The sequence below is a fragment of the Bacteroides sp. 14(A) genome, assembly GCF_000526555.1.
In the GTDB taxonomy this organism is placed as follows: domain Bacteria; phylum Bacteroidota; class Bacteroidia; order Bacteroidales; family Bacteroidaceae; genus Bacteroides; species Bacteroides cellulosilyticus.
The window spans coordinates 136,491-156,921 of record NZ_JAGH01000004.1; the positions used below are offsets into that span (position 1 = coordinate 136,491).

A 20,431-nucleotide genomic window follows, 5' to 3' on the forward strand; every position below is an offset into this window, starting at 1 on the left:
TATTGCCTTTACACGCCTCGAAGGTATGGAAAACATTTTTTTAGATACTTTGCGCTTTTGTACACTTGCCTTTTTTAATGTTTTGATTATCAGTACGGAGGAACGGTTGAAGTGTACAAAATGCTTTTTTGGATAAATTTAACAGCTACAAGATACAACTGCTTTTAAGTAACGCTTAAAAAATAGGTTGGTACATAAGAAAGTGAGGCGAGTAAGTTTATAAATGATAATTTATCGGCGAGGGAATGGGTACGCGGACTACGCGGATAAGGCGGACGAACGCGGACTTTAATCTTTTAGACGCGGATGACACGGATGACGCGGATTTTTAAAGCTGCGCTATACATACCGGCATATCACACCGAAGGAAAAAAGAATCCGCGTCATCCGTGTCATCCGTGTCTGAAAGATTACTTGCACGCCGAAGGAGAACCTTGCTCCAGCGCTACGCTGGTAAATTATCATTTATGTACCAACTTGTTTTTAAGCGTTACCCAATTCTTTTCCTGCTTTTTTCTTTTTTGCAATCAGCGACGAACTTGTCTATTTCTTTGCTGAGTTGCTTCAGTTCCCTGCATGCCTGGTCGCTTAGTTCGTGTTCCCTGTTCAATTTTTCCGGGTATTCTTTTATTTGTCTGATGGCTTGCAGTTCGGCTTTACCGGTTGTCTCGCAGTGTTTGTAAAGGATGTCTTCCTGTGTGTCAGTAGTTAGCTGGCTGTTCTTTTTAAACTCATGGTTATGTGTATTTAAAATATTTGATTCTGCAAAGGTAAATAGATTTATGCAGGTTGGGGAATAATCCGGGGTAAAAGTAAAAATAAATAAGGTAAAGTACGGATAAGTTCGACCCGGTACGTCCCGGTACATCCCGTTTCGTCCTTTCGTTTTTGGTCTCTGAAGTACCTTTGTTGTGTCCTCAAAGTGGGGATCCTACGGAAGGTTTCGGGTAAGACGTCGCCTTGTATCAGTTTCCGTTCGAAACTATTTTCTTCTTTTTTAAACTCAAAAAAATTATGTCAGTAACATTTAAGAAAGTATTACGTAAAGACCCTTTCCATAAAGATGGTACGGGTAAATACTACCCTCAATTAATCGTTTGGGGAAAATCGGCGACACTGGAAAGTATTGCTGTTCAGATGAAAGAATCCAGTTCGCTCACTCTGGGTGATATACAGAGTGTGATAACCAACTTCGTTGGTGCTATGCGTCGTGAGCTTTTCAATGGCCGTTCGGTAAACATCGACAACTTCGGTGTATTCAGCCTTTCGGCTACTACCGAAGGTTCGGAGAAGAAGGACGACTGTCAATCTACCAAGATCAGATCCGTCCGTATCAACTTCCGTGCTTCCAGCAGTATTCGTCCGCAGGTGGCTGCCACGCGTGCCGAAGACCGTATGGACTTCGTGGATCTGGAGTCGCAGTTGAAGGCTGCCGGCAGTGGTTCGGGCAGTGGCGAAGGTGGCGGCAACGAAGGCGGTGACGGAGGATTGGACGAGAATCCGCTGGGATAGGCTCTGAAACCGTAGTCTTCGGAAATTAAAAATTAAACACTTATCACTAAGTTACATGAGAACAATCGATCACATCGTTATTCACTGTTCCGCCACACGCGAAGACCGTTCGCTGACTGTGGCCGAACTGGAGGAAAATCACCGTTGCCGTGGCTTCCGCGGTATCGGCTATCACTACTACATCCGTAAGGATGGCACGGTAATCAATACCCGTGCTTTGGAACTTGTCGGGGCGCATGCCAAGGGCCATAATTCTCACTCGATAGGCATCTGCTATGAGGGCGGTCTGGATGTCCGGGGGCGTGCCAAAGATACCCGTACACCTGAACAACGCTCTGCGCTCCGGCTGCTTGTGCATCAACTCCTGAAACGCTTTCGGAACAATGTCCGTATCTGCGGGCATCGTGACCTCAGTCCGGACCTGAACGGTGACGGAGTGATAGAGCCGGAAGAATGGATTAAGGAGTGTCCGTGCTTCGAAGTGAGCAGGGAACTGTGATTTCCACTCTGTGACAATCATTTTTTTTAATTGCGTGGAAAGGAGGTGTGGAATTATGGCAATCAAGAAATCTCTTTGGAGAATGATCTTGAAAGTAGCTGTCGCGGTGGTAACGGCGATAGCGGGTGTGCTGGGCGTAAATGCGATGACCTTGTAATGCGCTCTGATAATGACTTCTAATTTTCTGTAAACCGGCAATCCGGATGCTGGTTTGCAGAAAACGATATTAAACTACAAACAATAATGGATATGAAAAATATATATCGAATTATACTTATTATTATACTATGCACCGGTGTATTGCCGGTATGTGCACAAAGCAATTATTATGCTGCGATGCCTGATGTGACACCGCCTTCACCTACTTCCCGTGTATTTCAGAAGTTTCTGGGCTATCCCATTTCTCATGCGACGGGAACCATTGACATTAGTATCCCCCTATATACTGTGGAAGCTTACGGCTTGTCTCTCCCCTTGACTTTGAAGTATCATTCTTCGGGGGTAAGAGTGCAGGATCCTGTCGGTGTGGTGGGACGTAACTGGGCTTTGTTTCCGGGATTTAAGATATCACGGACGATTATGGGCAAACCGGATGAGGTGTATCCGGTGGCAGATGTCAGCGGAAATCTGACACGCGATGACTATATCTATATGTCTTCTCCTTATTCAAATGATTGTGATTGTTGGAATGAGCGCGGACATATTTATCCGTGTATGGACGGCCAGTATGATGTCTTTCAAATAAATATGCCTGGTATGGACGCTTCGTTCATATTACAACGTGTAAACGGGGTGGATGTAGTGAAACAGATATCGGATACTCCTTTAAAGATAACTCCTAAGTTGGATAATTCTACCAACTTTATCAGTACACGACTCTATGGTTTTGAAATTCTGGATGACAAAGGTATACGGTATGCCTTCGGGGAGAAGAATCCTGTACATGGTTTATCTAGTCCACAAAAATATGTTGAATATCAGCCTTATGGTTCTTGCTTTTGCGGTTGGATGCTTCGTGAAATCATTTTCCCCGGTAATGAAAAAATCTCGTTCACATACCAATCGGTAAGAGAAGATGTCCCAACTTTCAATCATACCTTATCGGTATTAGACAATGGGAAATCGATGTGGCTGGCTGGCTGTTTTCATAACGATATGATAGATAGCTCCACTGGCTCTGACAGTTCTTTTTGGCGTATACTTGGAGGTGATGGATACCAGATAAATGAAGGAAGAGACTCCCCTTATTCTTATATAAACAGGTCGTTGGTTCCTGATAGTATTATTATTCCAAACGGTTTGATTGATTTAAACTATTCAGAAGGTAAGTTGGCTTCTTTGAACGTGAAACAATCGTCAGGTATACAAGTGAGAAATGTACAGTTTACTTATGATACAACAACGGGTAACCTGCTGAAGAAAGTGAATATCAACGGTGAGGGCAATTATCTGTTTACCTACAAAAATGAAAGTTCTTTTAGTTATTTGCGTTCCGGTTTCGATTGGTGGGGTTTTTATAATGAAGCGGATTTCGGGGATGCTGACCTTCCCAATATAAATCTTGAAATACGGAAGACCACGGGTTCGTTGAATGTTCCTGTCAACCGAACTATCGGTAATCGTGCCAACAGGAAGCCTAATGCTGCGTATATGGACACATATTCATTGACAGAGATGCTCAGTCCGACAAAGGGAAAATTGAAAATTAGTTATGAACCACACCGCTTTACGGTAAAAAGAAAAGAGGAAATAGGTGGAGGGTTACGTGTGAAATCTACTGAGTTGTATGATCCGGTGTCAGGTAAGACAATCGTAAAAAACTATACTTATGAAGATGCGCATTTTATAGGTACGGATTATCCTGATGAGAAAAGTCTGATAACTACCAGATATATATGTCCTCTTGATGATGGTGGTTGCAGAGTACGCCAACGTACGCTTTCTGTATTTTCCGGTTTTCCAAATGTTCGGGGAAATACAAATCCTGTATGGTATGGCAAGATTACTGAAGTTGCCTCCGATTGGAAAAAAGTCTATCAATATGATTTTCGACCGGATGAATATGATAATGTTATTTTTGATGATTTATCCCCTGATTATTCATTGAATAATGAGTGTTTGCTTTCTGCAATGAATAGAATGTTATATCCGATTCCTTGGTTATTATCAGAAAACTTCTATAGGAAATCGGGAAATATTTATGAGAAAGTGCAATCGTTGACCAATATGTATGAGAAGTCTGAGATGAAAATGCCGGCAGCTATAGTAACCCCTTATCAATTCGGACTGAATGGCTACTCGAGCTGTCAGTTTATGGAAAAGCTGATAGCTTGCCCTAGTTATAATTATTGTGATGTATATGGATCTCCGGTAAAGTCTTTTCCGTATTATATAGCTACAGGCTATCATCGCTTGAAGTCCACTTGTAAAACCACTTATCAATCGAGTGACAGTATTGTTGAGAAGTCTGTTTTTGTCTATGATACGGAGCGTCCGTACAATATAATAAGTAAATCATCTTTGTGTAGCGGAGGTGCGGAGCAGGTGGAGAGAACCTATTACAGTAATAACACTATACCGGATAAAGAATCTCTGACAACATCCCAGCGAAGTGCCATTCAGCTATTGACTTCGCGAAATTATCTGACCACGCCTGTACAGCAGACTATGGAGAAAAAGGATAAACGGCTATACAGTGTATTGAGAGGATATAGCAGTAGCTTGTCTTCCGGGATGGTGGTGGAAGATCAGTATTACTGTAAAGGTACGGATAAGTACGAAAAACGAATCAGTTATAATAAATATGATATTTATGGTAACCCTGTATATATCAATAAGGATGGTGCTGAGAAGGTTGTATATTTGTGGGGATACAAGGGGCAATACCTGCTGGCTGAAATCAAGGGGGCAACTTACGAAGAAGTTAAAAAAGCGCTAACGATGGATCCAGCTTCCATGTCGTCGTGCATACTTCCTTCTATGCCTCTGTATCTGAATATGATAGATAATTTGTATAAAGCTTTGCCTTCTGCCCTGATTACCTCCTATACTTACCATCCCTTGATTGGGGCAAGTGGCATAATTTCTCCCAATAAAGCCAAAACGACTTTTGAATATAACAGCGATAGTCAGTTGATTCGCATAAAGGATACGGAAGGAAAGACAATGGAGGAATATCAATATCATTTCCGGCCATAAATGCAGTATGATCATATAAAAATAGTATTATGAAACGATTATATATTTTGATTTCATTTCTTTGCCTGATAGGTGCAGCTACAGCGCAAAATAGTAACCAGAATTATGTGGTTACGCGTACTATGCTGAATGAAAGCAGTAGTTCTTACTTAGATGTAGTGAAATATTATGATGGTTTGGGACGTTTGTGCCAAACCGTGCATAATCAGGTGACTCCACAGAAAAATAATCTGCTGGATCTTTCGGAGTATGATGAATCGGGGCGGGACGTTAAAGACTGGCTGCCCGTATATTCATCCTCTGCTTATTTGTCTGCGTCTGCTTTTTCCTCGACTGCTTCCGGTAATTATGGCTCAACGGCCCGTCCTTTCAATCAGTCGGTGTACGAGGCTTCTCCGTCCGATCGGCTTGTGGCGCAATATGGCCCGGGAGCGAAGTGGAGTGACAAACCGATGACCACTGATTATATGCTGAATGGCTCCTCTGAGGCATTAAGCTGTGTACACTATTCGGTAAATGGTAGCACCTTAGTGAATGGGGGAAGTTATGCCACCGGTGAATTGTATGTGGTCCGTACACAGGATGAAAACGGCAACACGGCCTCTCAATTTACGGATAAGCAAGGACATACCGTATTGGTTAGTCAGTTGAATGGAACTGTACGTCATGATACTTATTATGTGTATGATGACTATGACAATCTTTGCTATGTGCTGCCACCTGCAATGGATGGTAATATTTCTACGGCCAGTCTAAATCTTTATGCCTACCAGTATAAATATGACAGGCGCAATCGTTGTGTTTGGAAGAAGTTGCCCGGTGCGGATGCTGTGTCATACGTTTATGATTTGAATGATCGTCTTGTTTTTTCCCAGGACGGAAATCAGAAAAGTCGGGGAAAATGGATGTTCTATTTGTATGATGACTTAAGCCGCCTGGTTGTGCAAGGGGAATGTGCTAATACGAATACTTCTACAGCGTCCGCTCGTTCTGTTGCCTGTACTCGCGTCAATACGGCTACGGGTTTAGGAAACAGCGGATATTCATCCGATTTTGCTTTAACTGCTCCGGTTGTGTATTTGGTGAACTATTATGATAATTATGATTTCCGTACATTGCCGGGTTTTAATAACAGCTTTTTTTCTGCTGAAACAGTGAGTGCTAAAGGTTATTTGTCGGGGAGTGTCATTACTGTTTTAGGAAGTGATACGAAGTTATATTCAGCCAACTATTATGATAAGAAAGGGCGGGTAACAAAGACTGTTTCAAGCAATCTGTTGAGTGGCTATGAAACAACAACTACGATATATACTTTTACCGGTAAACCTGCAAGCGTGAAGCATGTACACATGGCGGCCGGAAAGACTACGCAGATGGAGATATATACCTATACTTATGACCATGCGGAACGACTGACGAAGGTTGAACATTCGTTGAATGGAGTGAAGGTTACGCTTGCTGCCAATACTTATGATGAACTGGGGCGATTGTCGGGCAAGTCATTGCATGGTTCGGCAAGTAATAAGTTGGCGTATGCATATAATATACGTAACTGGATAGAATCGATATCATCAGGTGGATTATTCAATATATCATTGTATTATGGCTATAATGGAAATGTATCCCGTATGGTGTGCCGATGTCCGGGGGATAACAAAACTTATGGATATAACTTCGCTTATGATAATTTGTCACGCCTCACCTCGGCACAAAGTCTGATTGGTGGCGTAATAACTCTGGGCTACGCGACCAACTATAGTTATGACAAGAATGGGAATTTATTGCATTTGCGGCGTGGCGGACAAACCGGATTATCCGGCACTGGAATCATTGATAATTTGTCTTTTACATTAAATGGTAACCAGCTTAAATCCGTCAATGATGACGCTACGGCTACGGCTTCTAACGGCTTCGAATTCAAGGATGGTGCCAAGCTTGCTACAGAATATATGTATGATGCCAATGGCAGCTTAATAAAAGATTTGAATAAGGGAATCGAAATTCAATATAATTTATTAAATTTGCCAAGTCAGGTCAAGTTCTCGGATGGAAGTACCATCACTTATACTTATGGTGCGGATGGAGTAAAGCTTCGCACGGTGCATAAAATAGGAGGTGTTACTACCACTACCGATTACTGCGACAATGTGATCTATGAAAATGGTACGGTTAAACAATTGCTGACCGAAGAAGGATATGTCTCTCTGTCTGATAAGAAATATCACTATTACCTGAAAGATCATCAGGGAAATAATCGGGTGGTAACTGATCAGGCCGGTGGGATGGAGGAAGCCAACTACTATTATCCTTTCGGAGGTGTCTTCTTAAGTAACGGGAATGATGTTCAGGCTTATAAGTATAACGGGAAGGAACTGGATACAAAGAAGGGACTGAACTGGTATGATTATGGGGCGAGAGAGTATGATGCGGTGCTGGGAAGATGGCATGTGATGGATCCTTCTAGTGAAAAATATTATGGAGTGAGCCCTTACACGTATTGTAAGAATAATCCAATTCTCAGGATCGATATTGATGGGAAAGATGACTATGTAGTGAATAAGAATGGTTATGTGTTTTTTTGGAAAAATACAAAATATGAAGATAAGGGAGATCGAGTTTATTATTTTGATGGAGAACATAAACCGAAGCAGGTAAGCGGAAAGCCGATAACTATAATGGATAATAAATTAATGCCTAGAATGGTTGAAAATCAAGGTAAAGAAGGACAAACTACGACTTACGGACAAACCAGCAACATTCATGATGCTGCAAATCTCTTTAAGTTTGCAGCGGATAATAGTGTTGTTGAATGGAAATTGGACGTATATGAGAATGAAAATGATGGGCCGACAGCTATTATTATTACAGACCATAAAGAAGGCTCTGTGGAAAGTGGAAATAATGCAAAAAGAAGGACGGCTGTGAATGGTCGCAAAAAAATAGATATTCATTCTCATCCTGGCGATGAAAGCCAGGGAGCTTCTGCTTCTGATATGAAATATATTAATAGCAGAAATAATGCAGTTTATTTAAAGAGGGACCGAACGTTGCATGATTATAATTCAAAGAAAAGCAATATAACAACTATTCATATAAATACGATCGAAGATTTGCAGAAGTATATACAAGACAGACTAAAAAAATAGCTTGTATGAGAAATGTATTATTAATATTATTACTTATTTCTTTGCCGGGTTGTCAACCCGGCAAAGAATCCCCTGCTCGTTCTACTGCTTTACGGGAAGTTAAGCGTATGATTGATCAAGATTCTTTTCCTGCGAAGTATATCATTATGTATGAGGAACCATCGAATGACATCGGTTCTATCTATATGATAACACCGGCTAACTCTCCATTGGTGGAAGGGAGTTTGGAAAGACCGGAGAAAGTGATAAAGTACAAGGATAGGTATATCTGTTTAATGAATCCTATGGAATCAACTGATATGCCCAAAGAAAAATTGATTGAGATAACGGATTATCCGAATGATACAACAACAGGTCCTGTATATGATGAAATATGGTATATAGGGGTGTCTAAAAATGGGAAGAAACATTCCTTAGTTTCTGCAACATATAAGTCTTACCTCACTTATCGTTATTATTCTTTTCCTCAACTCTTGGAATATACATTCGAAGATTATGATTCGACCCATTTACCACGCTTTATATTGGCTTCATATTCTTTAGTTGTGGATACTTCATATGTTCCCAAAGGAACATTTATTAATCATATCCAACGCATTGATGGAGAAATATATTATTCCAATGTTTTAGATGAGTATTTTAAAGAAAACAAAGATAGTATACATAAGGACTTTTTTGCAGTATTAAATGGAAAAGATACACTTAAACTAAATATTGTAGATACGATAACACAACATCTTTATTTTGAGAGTGCGAATAATGTTGCTTTCTTTAGATCGCTGACAAAGAATCCTTGGGATAAATTATACGATTTGTTTCGTGACTCGACTTTTTACTTTTGTAATGAAAAAGGAACATATACAAGGTGTTCCATTCCGTATAGTGACTTTTTTGGCCTTTTTAGTATAAGAGTTAGTATAAGAGATGGCTCTTATATTGTAGATTGGCTTTATAGAAGGGGGATAAAGCAGAGTCTGAAAGATTTAGACGGTAGCTATAATGAATGGGATGCAAATTGATTTCATTTATAGGATTCAATGATGGTTTTGTTGGTATGATATCCCCTGTCTCTTACTCCGAAATATGGGTAGAGGCAGGGAATATTTATTCTCCTCCCTGTCCTACAATACGGACGGCTTGAACGGCATGAGATGCTACAACGGCAATATCCTTGGACTGAAACGCTACGGGTGCCAAGCTTGCTACTAAATATACGTATGATGCCAATGGCAGCTTAATAAAAGATTTGAATAAGGGAATCGAAATTCAATATAATTTATTAAATTTGCCAAGTCAGGTCAAGTTCTCGGATGGAAGTACCATCACTTATACTTATGGTGCGGATGGAGTAAAGCTTCGCACGGTGCATAAAATAGGAGGTGTTACTACCACTACCGATTACTGCGACAATGTGATCTATGAAAATGGTACGGCTAAACAATTGCTGACCGAAGAAGGATATGTCTCTCTGTCTGATAAGAAATATCACTATTACCTGAAAGATCATCAGGGAAATAATCGGGTGGTAACTGATCAGGCCGGTGGGATGGAAGAAGCCAACTACTATTATCCTTTCGGAGGTGTCTTCTTAAGTAACGGGAATGATGTTCAGGCTTATAAGTATAACGGGAAGGAACTGGATACAAAGAAGGGACTGAACTGGTATGATTATGGGGCGAGAGAGTATGATGCGGTGCTGGGAAGATTTACGACGATGGACCCTTCTTCAGAGAGTTATTATTCTACCAGCCCTTATGCGTATTGTGGCAATAATCCTGTTAATCGTATAGATCCGACCGGTGCAGACTGGTATCGAGTTAAAAGTAGTGAGGAAAAGTGGGAGTATGTTTGGGATTCAGATATTCATTCTCAGTCTGAACTTGATAAATTAAAAAATGATGCAACTTATTTAGGTAAAACTTATATAGATGAAAATAAAACTTACTATAGTTTATTTGGTAGCAAGGTAAATGCAGAAACTTTAGAAGGTAGTATTTATCAACTTATAGATAAAGGCATAATTGCTACGGCAGAATATAACCAAGAGGAACAAGTTTCTTGGGGAGGGGAAGATATTCCTAAGCCTAAGGTAGACTTCTCAATAGAAGAGATAACCGCTTCAAATAGTAAATATCTTGGTATTGACTCTCATCGAAATGAGTACAATATTAGTTATGAAAATAGTGCGAAGGGAGTGTACCGGGTTGTTAACGGTGAGGGCTTAATGAAAGCGTCGATGAGAGATTGGATTGGAGATAGTGATATGCCCAAACATATTGGAGGTTGGCAAAGTGGATCCCGAATGTACCATATTCGTTTTATGAATAAAGGAGGATATGATATTGTTCATTTACAATTCTCTGCTAAGAATGCTAATGCGTTATTGCAAAAATATAATAAATTATTTTCAAGATAGAATGAAGAAGAATGTTATATATCTCGTTTTCTTTTTTTTTACTTTTAGGTTGCGTTAGTTCTCGCCCGGAAAAGGATGTGGCTATCCATGATTTGCAATATGATTTATCTCGGTATATAAAGGATTATTATTGTATATATTTGAAATATCCAACTGTAAATGAACTTTGTGATTTTTGTTGGGATATTGTGAATAGTGCCAATGAATATCGTTTTAGGACATATTGTGAATATCAAAACGAAGAAAGACTTAATATAAATGGGACAGGTGCGGAATATCTTCTTTCTTTTTTGAAAGAAAATCATGATAATATCCTTTTTCAAAAGGAAGGTCAAATATTAGTAATCCTATGGCAGTCGAAGCTTTTGCAGACAGTCCATTTGAATTATTGTGATTTAATCAACGAGTCTTATAATAGATGGAATTTCTTTTCCTTCTTTGATTCATTAGGGAATTATAAAAGGATAGATAATGATGAGGAAGATTTCATTGCTATGAGGAAAAAGGTAAAACAGAAATATCAGTCTGTTGACAATGGGCAGGGTGAAATATTGAAACCTTATTTGATTAGATATGATAGAATTTCTAAATATGCTTTTTTATGCCCTCAGGATTCTGAAATAGCAAGTAAACCATATTTAAAGGATTTCGAGATTTTATTAGATTCATTTCTTTTAAAAAAGAAAATGCAAATGATACAATTTGTATCCTTCATTCCTCCGTTTGATTCTGAACATAAGGATTTTTAATCCGTTATCTAATTTTCCCTGTCTCTGAAAGCGAAATGATTTTAGAGGCAGGGCTTATTTATTGTCCTTTGTTGGAAAATCTCAACTAAATAGTTTATTTGTCCTTACTCGTTTATATGTTTACATTTGTATTCGTTATCCAATAATTTACATAAAAAGATTCCAACAGAGTGCTATTCCCAAGAAAAATAGTATTTTTGGAAGAATTATTGAAAAGGATACCTTTGTATATAACTTTAAAAAGAACCGACTATTATGATGGAAAAAAACACTGGTTATTTTGAAACCATGTACTCACGTCCTGTTATCTCTAGTTCTTCTTTCAAATCAATAATGAAACATAATTCACAAGGGAATATGATATATAGAATAAAAAGATAGCTGTATGAAAAATATAAAATGGTCTCCTATATTAGTTCTATTTCCGTTTATAATAACGTTACATACTTTATGGAGAATATATATTTGTGCATGGACTGCATTTAGCTTTTATGTTATAATAGGATTTATTGCGATAATGCTTATTGTACTTTTATTAGATCGCTTTTTGGTAATGTGTGTAACGGCAAAGATCGTTTGGCTGACTGAAACGCTGGTTATATTATTTGTATTGCTTATATTCTTTAGTAAATGTACATAATGATAGATTCTAAAGTATTACTATTTAGGAAACCCTAATTAGCTAATCATCTGATGGTGATTTGGATTAAAACTCAAGTTCACCAAGTAATATAGACACTAAATTATATTACGAGAATAAGAAAGAAAATAGTAAAATTAAAAAAGTTGAAATGGAACAATTAAACAAGGAGTATAAAATTTATGAATAAAAAATGAGAGGCAAAAAGATGTTTTATTTGGTGATAGTAGATACAAGACAGACTAAAAAAATAGATTGTATGAGAAATGTATTATTAATATTATTACTTATTTCTTTGCCGGGTTGTCAACCCGGCAAAGAATCTCCTGCTCGTTCTACTGCTTTACGGGAAGTTAAGCGGTTGATTGATCAAGATTCTTTTCCTGCGAAGTATATCATTATGTATGAGGAACCATCGAATGACATCGGTTCTATCTATATGATAACACCGGCTAACTCTCCATTGGTGGAAGGGAGTTTGGAAAGACCGGAGAAAGTGATAAAGTACAAGGATAGGTATATCTGCTTAATGAATCCTATGGAATCAACTGATATGCCCAAAAATAAATTGATTGAGATAACGGATTATCCGAATGATACAACAACAGGTCCTGTATATGATGAAATATGGTATATAGGGGTGTCTAAAAATGGGAAGAAACATACCTTGGTCTCTACAATATATAAGTCTTACCTCACTTATTATTATTATTCTTTTCCTCAACTCTTGGAATATGCATTCAAAGATTATGATTCGACCCATTTACCACGTTTTATATTGTCTTCATATTCTTTAGTTGTGGATAGTTCATACATACCCAAAGGGACATTGTATAATCATATCCAACGCATTGATGGAAAAATATATTATTCCAATGTTTTAGATGAGTATTTTAAAGAAAATAAAGATAGTATACGTAAGGACTTTTTTGCAGTATTAAATGGGAAAGATACACTTAAACTAAATATTGTAGATACGATAACACAGCATCTTTTCTTTGAGAGTGCGAATAATGCTGCTTTCTTTAGATCGCTAACAAAAGAATCTTGGGATAAATTATACGATTTGCTTCGCGACTCGACTTTTTATTTTTGTGCTGAAAAAGGCACGCATGTCAGGCACTCCGTTCCGTATAGTGACTATTATTGGCTTTTTAGTATACACGATAATTGTTCTTATAAATATGTAGATGAGGTTTATAGAAGAGGGATAAAGCAGAGCTTGAAGGATTTATACGGTAGTTATGAAGAATGGGATGCAAATTGATTTCATTTATAGGATTCAATGTTGGTTTTGTTGGTATGATATCCCCTGTCTCTTAACTCCGAAATATGGGTAGAGGCAGGGAATATTTATTCTCCTCCCTGTTCTACAATACGGACGGCTTGAACGGCATGAGATGTTACAACGGCAATATCCTTGGACTGAAACGCTACGGGTGTCAAACTTGCTATTGAATATACGTATGATACCAATGGCAGCTTAATAAAAGATTTGAATAAGGGAATCGAAATTCAATATAATTTATTAAATTTGCCAGTTAGGTCAGTTTCTCAGATGGAAGTACCATCACTTATACTTATGGTGCGGATGGAGTAAAGCTTCGCACGGTGCATAAAATAGGAGGTATGACTAATGCAAAAGATATATTTATTATTGAGTATTTTGTTTTTTATTCAGGTAGATTGTTTGGCTCAGTCTTTTCTTCCTGATGAGAGTAATATAATGAGTTATGAAGAAATTCTAAATTTGTATCCTAAGTCATTGACATCTCATCTTCCAGCAAAAATAGATGGAATGAATCTTGAATTTTTACATTTATCTTCTCCTTTGGCAGGGCGGTTTCTAAGCTATATTCATTTGGTGTCACCTTATGACACTAAAAGTGAAAAATTGAAGAATGAGGTCGCTTTAAAAGCAAAGGCTATATATTATTTACGGGACTCTTGTTTAACAATACCTTATGATTACGAGGATATGAAAGTAAATGAATCGGATTCCGTTCGTAACCCCCGGAATACTAGTATGTTGCCAATTCCTAATTTCCGCTCTTGGGATGATGCATTTACTTTGCCATTTTATCAAGAAGCGGTTGTTTATCTCCTTGATGCAGAAAAAGGTTGTTTCCTACCTGCTGATTGTCTTACTATATCTGGAGTAGGATTACCCAAAGGATGGGAACATGGCTATACTAAGGGGGTAGCTTTTTATAAAAACTCTGTTGTTTATTGGCTTGAAGTTTGGTAAATATGTTGAGTAATATGTACTGCGCCTTACTCGTTTATATGTTTACATTTGTATTTGTCATCCAATAATTTACATAAAAAGACTCCAACCGAGTGCTATTCTCAAGAAAAATAGTATTTTTGGAAGAATTATTGAAAAGGATACCTTTATATATAACTTTAAAAAGACCCGACTATTATGATGGAAAAAACACTGGTTATTTTGAAACCATGTACCCTCCAAAGAGGCTTGGTAGGTGAGATTACGAACAGATTCGAACGTAAAGGCTTGCGTCTGGCCGGAATGAAAATGGTTCAGCTGACGGATGAAGTGCTCAGTGAGCATTACGCCCATTTAAGTGCGAAACCCTTCTTTCAGCGCGTGAAGGATTCGATGATGGCCTGTCCGGTTATCGTGTGTTGCTTTGAGGGGGTAGATGCCATTGAAGCGGTGAGGGTTTTGACCGGCCCTACCAATGGCAGGAAGGCAGCTCCCGGAACCATCCGCGGAGATTACAGTATGAGCTTTCAGGAAAATATCGTTCATGCATCCGACTCACCCGAAGCGGCTGAAGCGGAATTGAAAAGATTTTTTAAACCAGAAGAAATATTTGACTATAAACAGGCTACATTCGACTTCCTGTATGCTAATGACGAGTATTAGCGAGGAAAAAGAAAAATAAGTTTGCGATAAACTACGCTGATGTAGTAAGGAAAATGTCGACTACAGCTTTCAAATTCAATTAAAGTCGTATCTTTGTGCCCGGAAAATTAATCTTCATTCAGTGAACCTGGTTATTGATATAGGAAATACGGTGGCAAAAGTAGCTGTCTTTGATGGTGTTTCACTATTGGAAGTGGCGTATGACTCTAATCGGAATTTGGAGCATTTGTCGGACATCTATAGTAAATATCACTTTGAAAAAGCAATTGTTGCCACGGTCATCGACTTGAGCGAGCAAGTGCTGGCACAATTGGCATTACTTCCCATACCTGTGCTTTGGCTGAATGAAACGACTCCACTCCCGGTAGTGAATCTATATGAAACACCCCGGACGCTGGGGTATGATCGTATGGCTGCCGTAGTGGCTGCCAATGAACAATTTCCCGGAAAAGACATACTGGTGATAGATGCCGGCACGTGCATTACGTACGAATTTGTGGATGCCGAAGGACGCTATCATGGTGGAAATATTTCCCCGGGTATGCAGATGCGTTTTCGGGCGCTTCACCAGTTTACCGGACGCTTGCCGCTGGTGCAACGCGAAGGGCGTGAACTCCCGATGGGAAAAGATACTGAAACTGCCATCCGTGCGGGAGTTTTGAAAGGTATGGAATATGAGATTTCTGGTTACATAGTGGCTATGAAACATAAATATCCTGAACTTTTGGTTTTTTTAACGGGCGGGGATGATTTTTCTTTTGATACAAACTTAAAAAGTATCATCTTTGCAGACAGATTTTTAGTGTTGAAAGGATTAAATCGAATTTTAAACTATAATAATGACAAGATTTAGACAAACACTTTTGGTGCTTTTGCTCACGATATTATCTGGAGCGACGGTCGCTCAAAATAATACAAATTCTCCCTATACACGATACGGATACGGACAACTGGCAGACCATGGGTCAGGTAACAGTAAGGCAATGGGTGGCATTGCTTATGGTTTACGTGACAAATATCAGACCAATTTCGCGAATCCGGCATCTTATACGGCAGTTGACTCGTTAACTTTCATGTTCGACGGAGGTATTTCTATGCAAAACACCAACTTCAGCGATGGAGTAGTGAAGATGAATGCCAAGAACTCAAGTTTTGACTACATTACGATGCAGTTCCGGCTGTCAAAAAAGGGCGCCATGAGTATAGGATTGTTACCTTATTCCAATGTGGGATATAAAATGGGTAACTATCAGGAAAACACTGAAACTCCGACTTCCTCAGCCAGTACAACTTATTCCGGTGAAGGAGGCTTACATCAACTTTATATAGGCGCAGGTTTTAAAATTATTAAAAATCTTTCCGTTGGTGCGAATATTTCGTATCTTTGGGGAGACATAACACATACGCGGCAACAGTCATTTACATCTAACTCAAATATCATGCCGTTGACAACGCTTACCGGGATGGAAATTACGAGTTATAAACTTGACTTTGGAGCGCAGTACACACAGCAATTCGGTAAGAAACATGCAGCTACTTTGGGAGTCGTTTTCTCACCGGGACATAATTTGGGAAATGATGCGTATGTACAAACCCAGCTGGGCAATCAGAACACTGGATATACTACAACGCAGAAGGACACTATACTGACAATGGGTATTCCTATGACGCTGGGCGCAGGTGTGACGTATGTGTACGATGATCGTCTGACAGTGGGTGCGGATGTGATGTTCCAGAAATGGAACAGTGTGACATTCATGAATGACCCGGATGCGTTCTGTAATAAAGTGAAAGTTGCTTTAGGTGCGGAATATATTCCTAACATGATGGGTAGAAGTTATCTTTCACACATCAAATATCGTTTAGGAGCTTATTATTCTAAACCTTATTATAAGATAGATGGCGTACGTGCTGCAAATGAATACGGAGTAACTGCCGGTTTCGGTTTGCCTCTTCCACGTAGCCGTTCCGTATTGAGTGTTTCAGCACAGTATGTGAGAACGCAAGGCACGGAAAGCAAATTCTTGAACGAGAATACATTGCGTCTTTGCATTGGCGTGACATTCAATGAACGTTGGTTCTGGAAGCGTAAAGTTGAATAGTGAAGAATAGACAATATAACAACTAAAATTTAAATACAATGAAGATTAAAACGCTTGTAGCTGTCTTGCTCCTTTCGGGTGGAGTAACCAGTGTCCTGGCACAGGAAGATTGTAACAAGAACAGTAGTATTTCTCATGAAGCGGTAAGAGCTAATAACTTTAAAGATGCTTACTTGCCGTGGAAAGAAGTTCTGAAGGATTGCCCTACGTTGCGGTATTATACATACACGGATGGTATTAAAATATTAACATCTTTCTTGAATGATATAAAGGACCGTAATTCCGCTGATTACAAGAAGTATTTTGATGAACTGATGGAGGTTTTTGATTTGAGAATTAAATATACTCCGGATTTTATGCATCTGAAAGGTACTCCTTCTGTAGGCGATGTTTTGGGTAATAAAGCTATTAACTACATTGCTTATGCTCCTAATATAGATGTAAATCAAGCTTATGCTTGGTTGAAAGAATCTCTGGAAACTGAAAAGGGTGGCTCTAAAGGTCCTATCCTCCACTATTTTCTGGATATGTCTTTGAACAAATTGAAAGCTGATCCTAATCATAAGGAACAATTTATTCAGGATTATCTGACTGATTCCGAATACGCTGATGCTGCTATCGCCGCAGAAGATGACGCGAAAAAGAAAGCTGCTTTGCAACAAGTGAAAGATAACCTCGTAGCAATGTTCATCAATAGTGGTACCGCTGATTGTGAATCTTTGCAGGGTATTTATGGCCCTAAAATTGAAGCAAACCAATCAGACTCTACTTACCTGAAGAAAGCTATCTCTATCTTGAAGATGATGAAGTGTACGGAAAGCGAAGCATACTTCCAGGCTTCTTATTATATGTATAAGATTGACCCGACTGCTGATGCAGCTACCGGATGCGGATATATGGCATATAAGAAGGGTGATTATGATACAGCAATCAAATACTTTGATGAAGCGCTGACTTTGGAGAGTGATAATGAAAAGAAAGCTCAGATTGCTTATGCTGTTGCTGCCACATTATTCAATGTGAAGAAACTTTCACAGGCCAGAGGTTATCTGCAAAAAGCTATCAGTTTCAAGGAAAATTATGGTGATGCTTATATCTTGCTTGCACAACTTTATGCTTCCAGCCCGAACTGGAATGATGAGGCGGCTTTGAATAAGTGTACATATTTTGTTGTTATTGACAAACTGCAACGCGCTAAAGCTGTGGATCCCACTGTAGCGGATAAAGCAAACGAATTGATTTCAACGTATGCACGTTATACACCGAAAGCTGAAGACCTCTTTATGTTGGGTATCAAAGCCGGTGACCGCGTTACGGTAGGCGGTTGGATCGGTGAAAGCACAACGGTTCGATAAGAAATATAAATATGTTACCACAACGAAGTAACGTTCTATTTTGTAGAAGTTTGAGCATAACCATTGCCTTTGGGGCAGTGGTTATGCTTCTTTTATTTTCCGCCTGTTCCGGACGGCATAAGGATATGGGAGCTGCCATAACCGAGCGTGATTCATTGCCTGTGATGGATACGAAAGGAGTGATGACTTTAATCTCTGATTCCGGCGTCACCCGCTATCGAATCAATACGGAGGAGTGGCTGGTCTTTGACCGGAAGAATCCGCCTTACTGGGCTTTTGAAAAAGGAGTCTATCTGGAAAAGTTTGATTCTGTATTCAATGTAGATGCAAGTATAAAGTCGGATACGGCATATTATTATGAAAAGCAAAAGTTGTGGAAGCTGATGAGTAATGTGCATATTCAAAATCTTAAAGGTGAGAAGTTTGATACAGACCTGTTGTATTGGGATCAGAATAAACATACGATCTATTCTGACCGGTTTATCCGTATTGAACAACCGGACAGGATCATTACTGGTCGTGGTTTCGACTCTAACGAACAAATGACCGTTTATACAATAAGAAAACCGGAGGGCATCTTTTATGTAGATGATGATGCCACAGCTCCTGCAGACAGCGTGCAAACAGACAGTATGCCGAAAGATAGTATCAAACCGTAAATTATGGATACCTATATTTATTTATTGATTACTATGGCTTTCTCCGCTTTCTTTTCGGGTATGGAGATTGCTTTTGTTTCCGTAGACAAACTACGTTTTGAAATGGAACGTAAGGAGGGATTGACGTCTCGCATTCTTTCTTATTTCTTCCGTAATTCCAATAACTTCATATCTACCATGCTGGTAGGTAATAATATTGCGCTGGTTATTTATGGTATCCTCATGGCGCAAGTTATCAAAGTCCATCTCCTGGGCGATTTGATCTCCAATGATTTTGTGGAAGTGTTGTTGCAGACAGTCATTTCTACGCTTATTATCCTGGTAACAGGTGAATTCCTTCCTAAAACCTTATTCAAGATTAACCCCAATCTTGTATTAAAAGTATGCGCTTTTCCGCTACTGATTTGTTATATCGTTTTGTATCCGGTGTCTCAGCTGGCTTCCGGATTATCTTACCTTTTCTTGCGTCTGTTCGGGATGAAGATCAATAAAGAAGCTTCGGACAAGGCTTTTGGAAAAGTAGATCTGGATTATTTTGTCCAGTCCAGTATCGATAATGCCGAAGATGAAGAAGAACTGGATGCCGAGGTGAAGATATTTCAGAATGCGCTCGACTTCTCTAGTATTAAAATACGCGATTGTATCGTACCCCGCACGGAAATTGTAGCCGTTGACCTGACTGCCACTCTGGAAGATTTGAAAAGTCTTTTTGTTGAGTCCGGTATCTCCAAGATTATAGTGTATGACGGCAATATAGATAATGTGGTAGGGTATATCCATTCGTCCGAAATGTTCCGCAATCCTGCCGATTGGCGGAATAATGTAAAAGAAGTGCCCATTGTGCCCGAAACCATGGCAGCGCATAAACTGATGAAACTCTTCATGCAGCAGAAGAAAACGGTTGCCGTAGTGGTGGATGAGTTTGGCGGTACGTCCGGCATCGTATCGCTGGAGGATCTGGTAGAAGAAATATTCGGTGATATCGAGGATGAACATGATAACACTTCGTATGTGTGCAAGCAGATTGGTGAACACGAATATGTGCTTTCGGGTCGCTTGGAAATAGAAAAGGTTAATGAGACGTTTGATCTGGATCTGCCGGAAGAAGATGATTATATGACAGTGGGTGGATTGATCCTGAACCGTTATCAGAGTTTCCCGAAATTGCATGAAGTAGTGACGATTGATAAATTTCAGTTCAAAATTATTAAGGTTACAGCCACTAAAATAGAGCTGGTACGTCTTAAAGTGGTGGAATAATAGCA

16 protein-coding genes are annotated in these 20,431 nt (G+C 39.2%); all 16 read left to right on the plus strand.

The window, feature by feature from the left end; all coding sequences use genetic code 11:
• Window positions 1–1,014: 1,014 nt before the first annotated feature.
• The 16 genes from K429_RS0119485 (at window position 1,015) to K429_RS0119560 (ending at window position 20,426) form a co-directional block, all read left to right on the plus strand.
• Window positions 1,015–1,512 (plus strand): HU family DNA-binding protein, encoded by a 498-nt coding sequence (locus K429_RS0119485; RefSeq protein WP_029327762.1) that lies wholly within the window; start codon window positions 1,015–1,017, stop codon window positions 1,510–1,512.
• Between the two features lie 55 nt (window positions 1,513–1,567).
• The gene (locus K429_RS0119490) at window positions 1,568–2,011 is read left to right on the plus strand and encodes an N-acetylmuramoyl-L-alanine amidase (protein ID WP_007212939.1); all 444 of its coding nucleotides are present in this window, start codon (window positions 1,568–1,570) and stop codon (window positions 2,009–2,011) included.
• Between the two features lie 55 nt (window positions 2,012–2,066).
• A complete protein-coding gene (locus K429_RS30370; protein ID WP_229098857.1) occupies window positions 2,067–2,168 on the plus strand; it encodes a smalltalk protein in 102 nt (33 codons plus the stop codon).
• Between the two features lie 92 nt (window positions 2,169–2,260).
• Window positions 2,261–5,209: a hypothetical protein gene (locus K429_RS0119495; RefSeq protein WP_231501897.1), complete on the plus strand. Its 2,949-nt coding sequence runs from the start codon at window positions 2,261–2,263 to the stop codon at window positions 5,207–5,209.
• A 29-nt stretch (window positions 5,210–5,238) separates the two neighbouring features.
• The gene (locus K429_RS30985) at window positions 5,239–8,355 is read left to right on the plus strand and encodes a DUF6443 domain-containing protein (protein WP_029327765.1); all 3,117 of its coding nucleotides are present in this window, start codon (window positions 5,239–5,241) and stop codon (window positions 8,353–8,355) included.
• Window positions 8,356–8,360: 5 nt separating this feature from the next.
• Window positions 8,361–9,374, plus strand: coding sequence for an Imm65 family immunity protein (locus tag K429_RS0119505; protein WP_029327766.1), 1,014 nt, complete (start codon window positions 8,361–8,363; stop codon window positions 9,372–9,374).
• 227 nt (window positions 9,375–9,601) lie between these two features.
• Entirely contained in the window at window positions 9,602–10,771 is a 1,170-nt protein-coding gene (locus K429_RS31325) for an RHS repeat-associated core domain-containing protein (RefSeq protein WP_029327767.1), read from the plus strand.
• Window positions 10,772–10,848: 77 nt separating this feature from the next.
• Window positions 10,849–11,520: a hypothetical protein gene (locus K429_RS0119515; protein ID WP_155923448.1), complete on the plus strand. Its 672-nt coding sequence runs from the start codon at window positions 10,849–10,851 to the stop codon at window positions 11,518–11,520.
• An 899-nt stretch (window positions 11,521–12,419) separates the two neighbouring features.
• A complete protein-coding gene (locus tag K429_RS0119525) occupies window positions 12,420–13,427 on the plus strand; it encodes an Imm65 family immunity protein (protein WP_081750928.1) in 1,008 nt (335 codons plus the stop codon).
• Between the two features lie 369 nt (window positions 13,428–13,796).
• Window positions 13,797–14,408 carry a hypothetical protein gene (locus K429_RS0119530; RefSeq protein ID WP_007212950.1) on the plus strand — a complete coding sequence of 204 codons (612 nt, stop codon included), beginning with the start codon at window positions 13,797–13,799 and terminating at the stop codon, window positions 14,406–14,408.
• A 177-nt stretch (window positions 14,409–14,585) separates the two neighbouring features.
• Window positions 14,586–15,050 carry a nucleoside-diphosphate kinase gene (gene ndk, locus K429_RS0119535; protein WP_007212951.1) on the plus strand — a complete coding sequence of 155 codons (465 nt, stop codon included), beginning with the start codon at window positions 14,586–14,588 and terminating at the stop codon, window positions 15,048–15,050.
• Window positions 15,051–15,171: 121 nt separating this feature from the next.
• Window positions 15,172–15,903: a type III pantothenate kinase gene (locus K429_RS0119540; RefSeq protein WP_007212952.1), complete on the plus strand. Its 732-nt coding sequence runs from the start codon at window positions 15,172–15,174 to the stop codon at window positions 15,901–15,903.
• Window positions 15,890–17,152 (plus strand): hypothetical protein, encoded by a 1,263-nt coding sequence (locus tag K429_RS0119545; RefSeq protein WP_007215627.1) that lies wholly within the window; start codon window positions 15,890–15,892, stop codon window positions 17,150–17,152. The genes K429_RS0119540 and K429_RS0119545 overlap by 14 nt, the downstream gene beginning before the upstream one ends.
• A gap of 38 nt (window positions 17,153–17,190) precedes the next feature.
• Window positions 17,191–18,507 carry a M48 family metallopeptidase gene (locus tag K429_RS0119550; RefSeq protein ID WP_029327770.1) on the plus strand — a complete coding sequence of 439 codons (1,317 nt, stop codon included), beginning with the start codon at window positions 17,191–17,193 and terminating at the stop codon, window positions 18,505–18,507.
• An 11-nt stretch (window positions 18,508–18,518) separates the two neighbouring features.
• Window positions 18,519–19,166, plus strand: a complete 648-nt coding sequence (gene lptC, locus K429_RS0119555) for an LPS export ABC transporter periplasmic protein LptC (RefSeq protein WP_007215629.1) — start codon at window positions 18,519–18,521, stop codon at window positions 19,164–19,166.
• A gap of 3 nt (window positions 19,167–19,169) precedes the next feature.
• Window positions 19,170–20,426, plus strand: a complete 1,257-nt coding sequence (locus K429_RS0119560; protein WP_007212957.1) for a hemolysin family protein — start codon at window positions 19,170–19,172, stop codon at window positions 20,424–20,426.
• The last annotated feature ends 5 nt before the right edge of the window (window positions 20,427–20,431 follow it).

Bases quoted from the DNA above. Each gene is read 5' to 3' on its own strand.
- K429_RS0119485 (WP_029327762.1), top strand. From the start codon at position 1,015: ATGTCAGTAACATTTAAGAAAGTATTACGTAAAGACCCTTTCCATAAA.
- K429_RS0119495 (WP_231501897.1), top strand. From the start codon at position 2,261: ATGAAAAATATATATCGAATTATACTTATTATTATACTATGCACCGGT.
- K429_RS0119545 (WP_007215627.1), top strand. From the start codon at position 15,890: ATGACAAGATTTAGACAAACACTTTTGGTGCTTTTGCTCACGATATTA.
- K429_RS0119550 (WP_029327770.1), top strand. From the start codon at position 17,191: ATGAAGATTAAAACGCTTGTAGCTGTCTTGCTCCTTTCGGGTGGAGTA.
- K429_RS0119530 (WP_007212950.1), top strand. From the start codon at position 13,797: ATGCAAAAGATATATTTATTATTGAGTATTTTGTTTTTTATTCAGGTA.
- K429_RS0119505 (WP_029327766.1), top strand. From the start codon at position 8,361: ATGAGAAATGTATTATTAATATTATTACTTATTTCTTTGCCGGGTTGT.
- ndk (WP_007212951.1), top strand. From the start codon at position 14,586: ATGATGGAAAAAACACTGGTTATTTTGAAACCATGTACCCTCCAAAGA.
- K429_RS0119490 (WP_007212939.1), top strand. From the start codon at position 1,568: ATGAGAACAATCGATCACATCGTTATTCACTGTTCCGCCACACGCGAA.
- K429_RS0119560 (WP_007212957.1), top strand. From the start codon at position 19,170: ATGGATACCTATATTTATTTATTGATTACTATGGCTTTCTCCGCTTTC.
- K429_RS30985 (WP_029327765.1), top strand. From the start codon at position 5,239: ATGAAACGATTATATATTTTGATTTCATTTCTTTGCCTGATAGGTGCA.
- K429_RS30370 (WP_229098857.1), top strand. From the start codon at position 2,067: ATGGCAATCAAGAAATCTCTTTGGAGAATGATCTTGAAAGTAGCTGTC.
- K429_RS0119525 (WP_081750928.1), top strand. From the start codon at position 12,420: ATGAGAAATGTATTATTAATATTATTACTTATTTCTTTGCCGGGTTGT.
- lptC (WP_007215629.1), top strand. From the start codon at position 18,519: ATGTTACCACAACGAAGTAACGTTCTATTTTGTAGAAGTTTGAGCATA.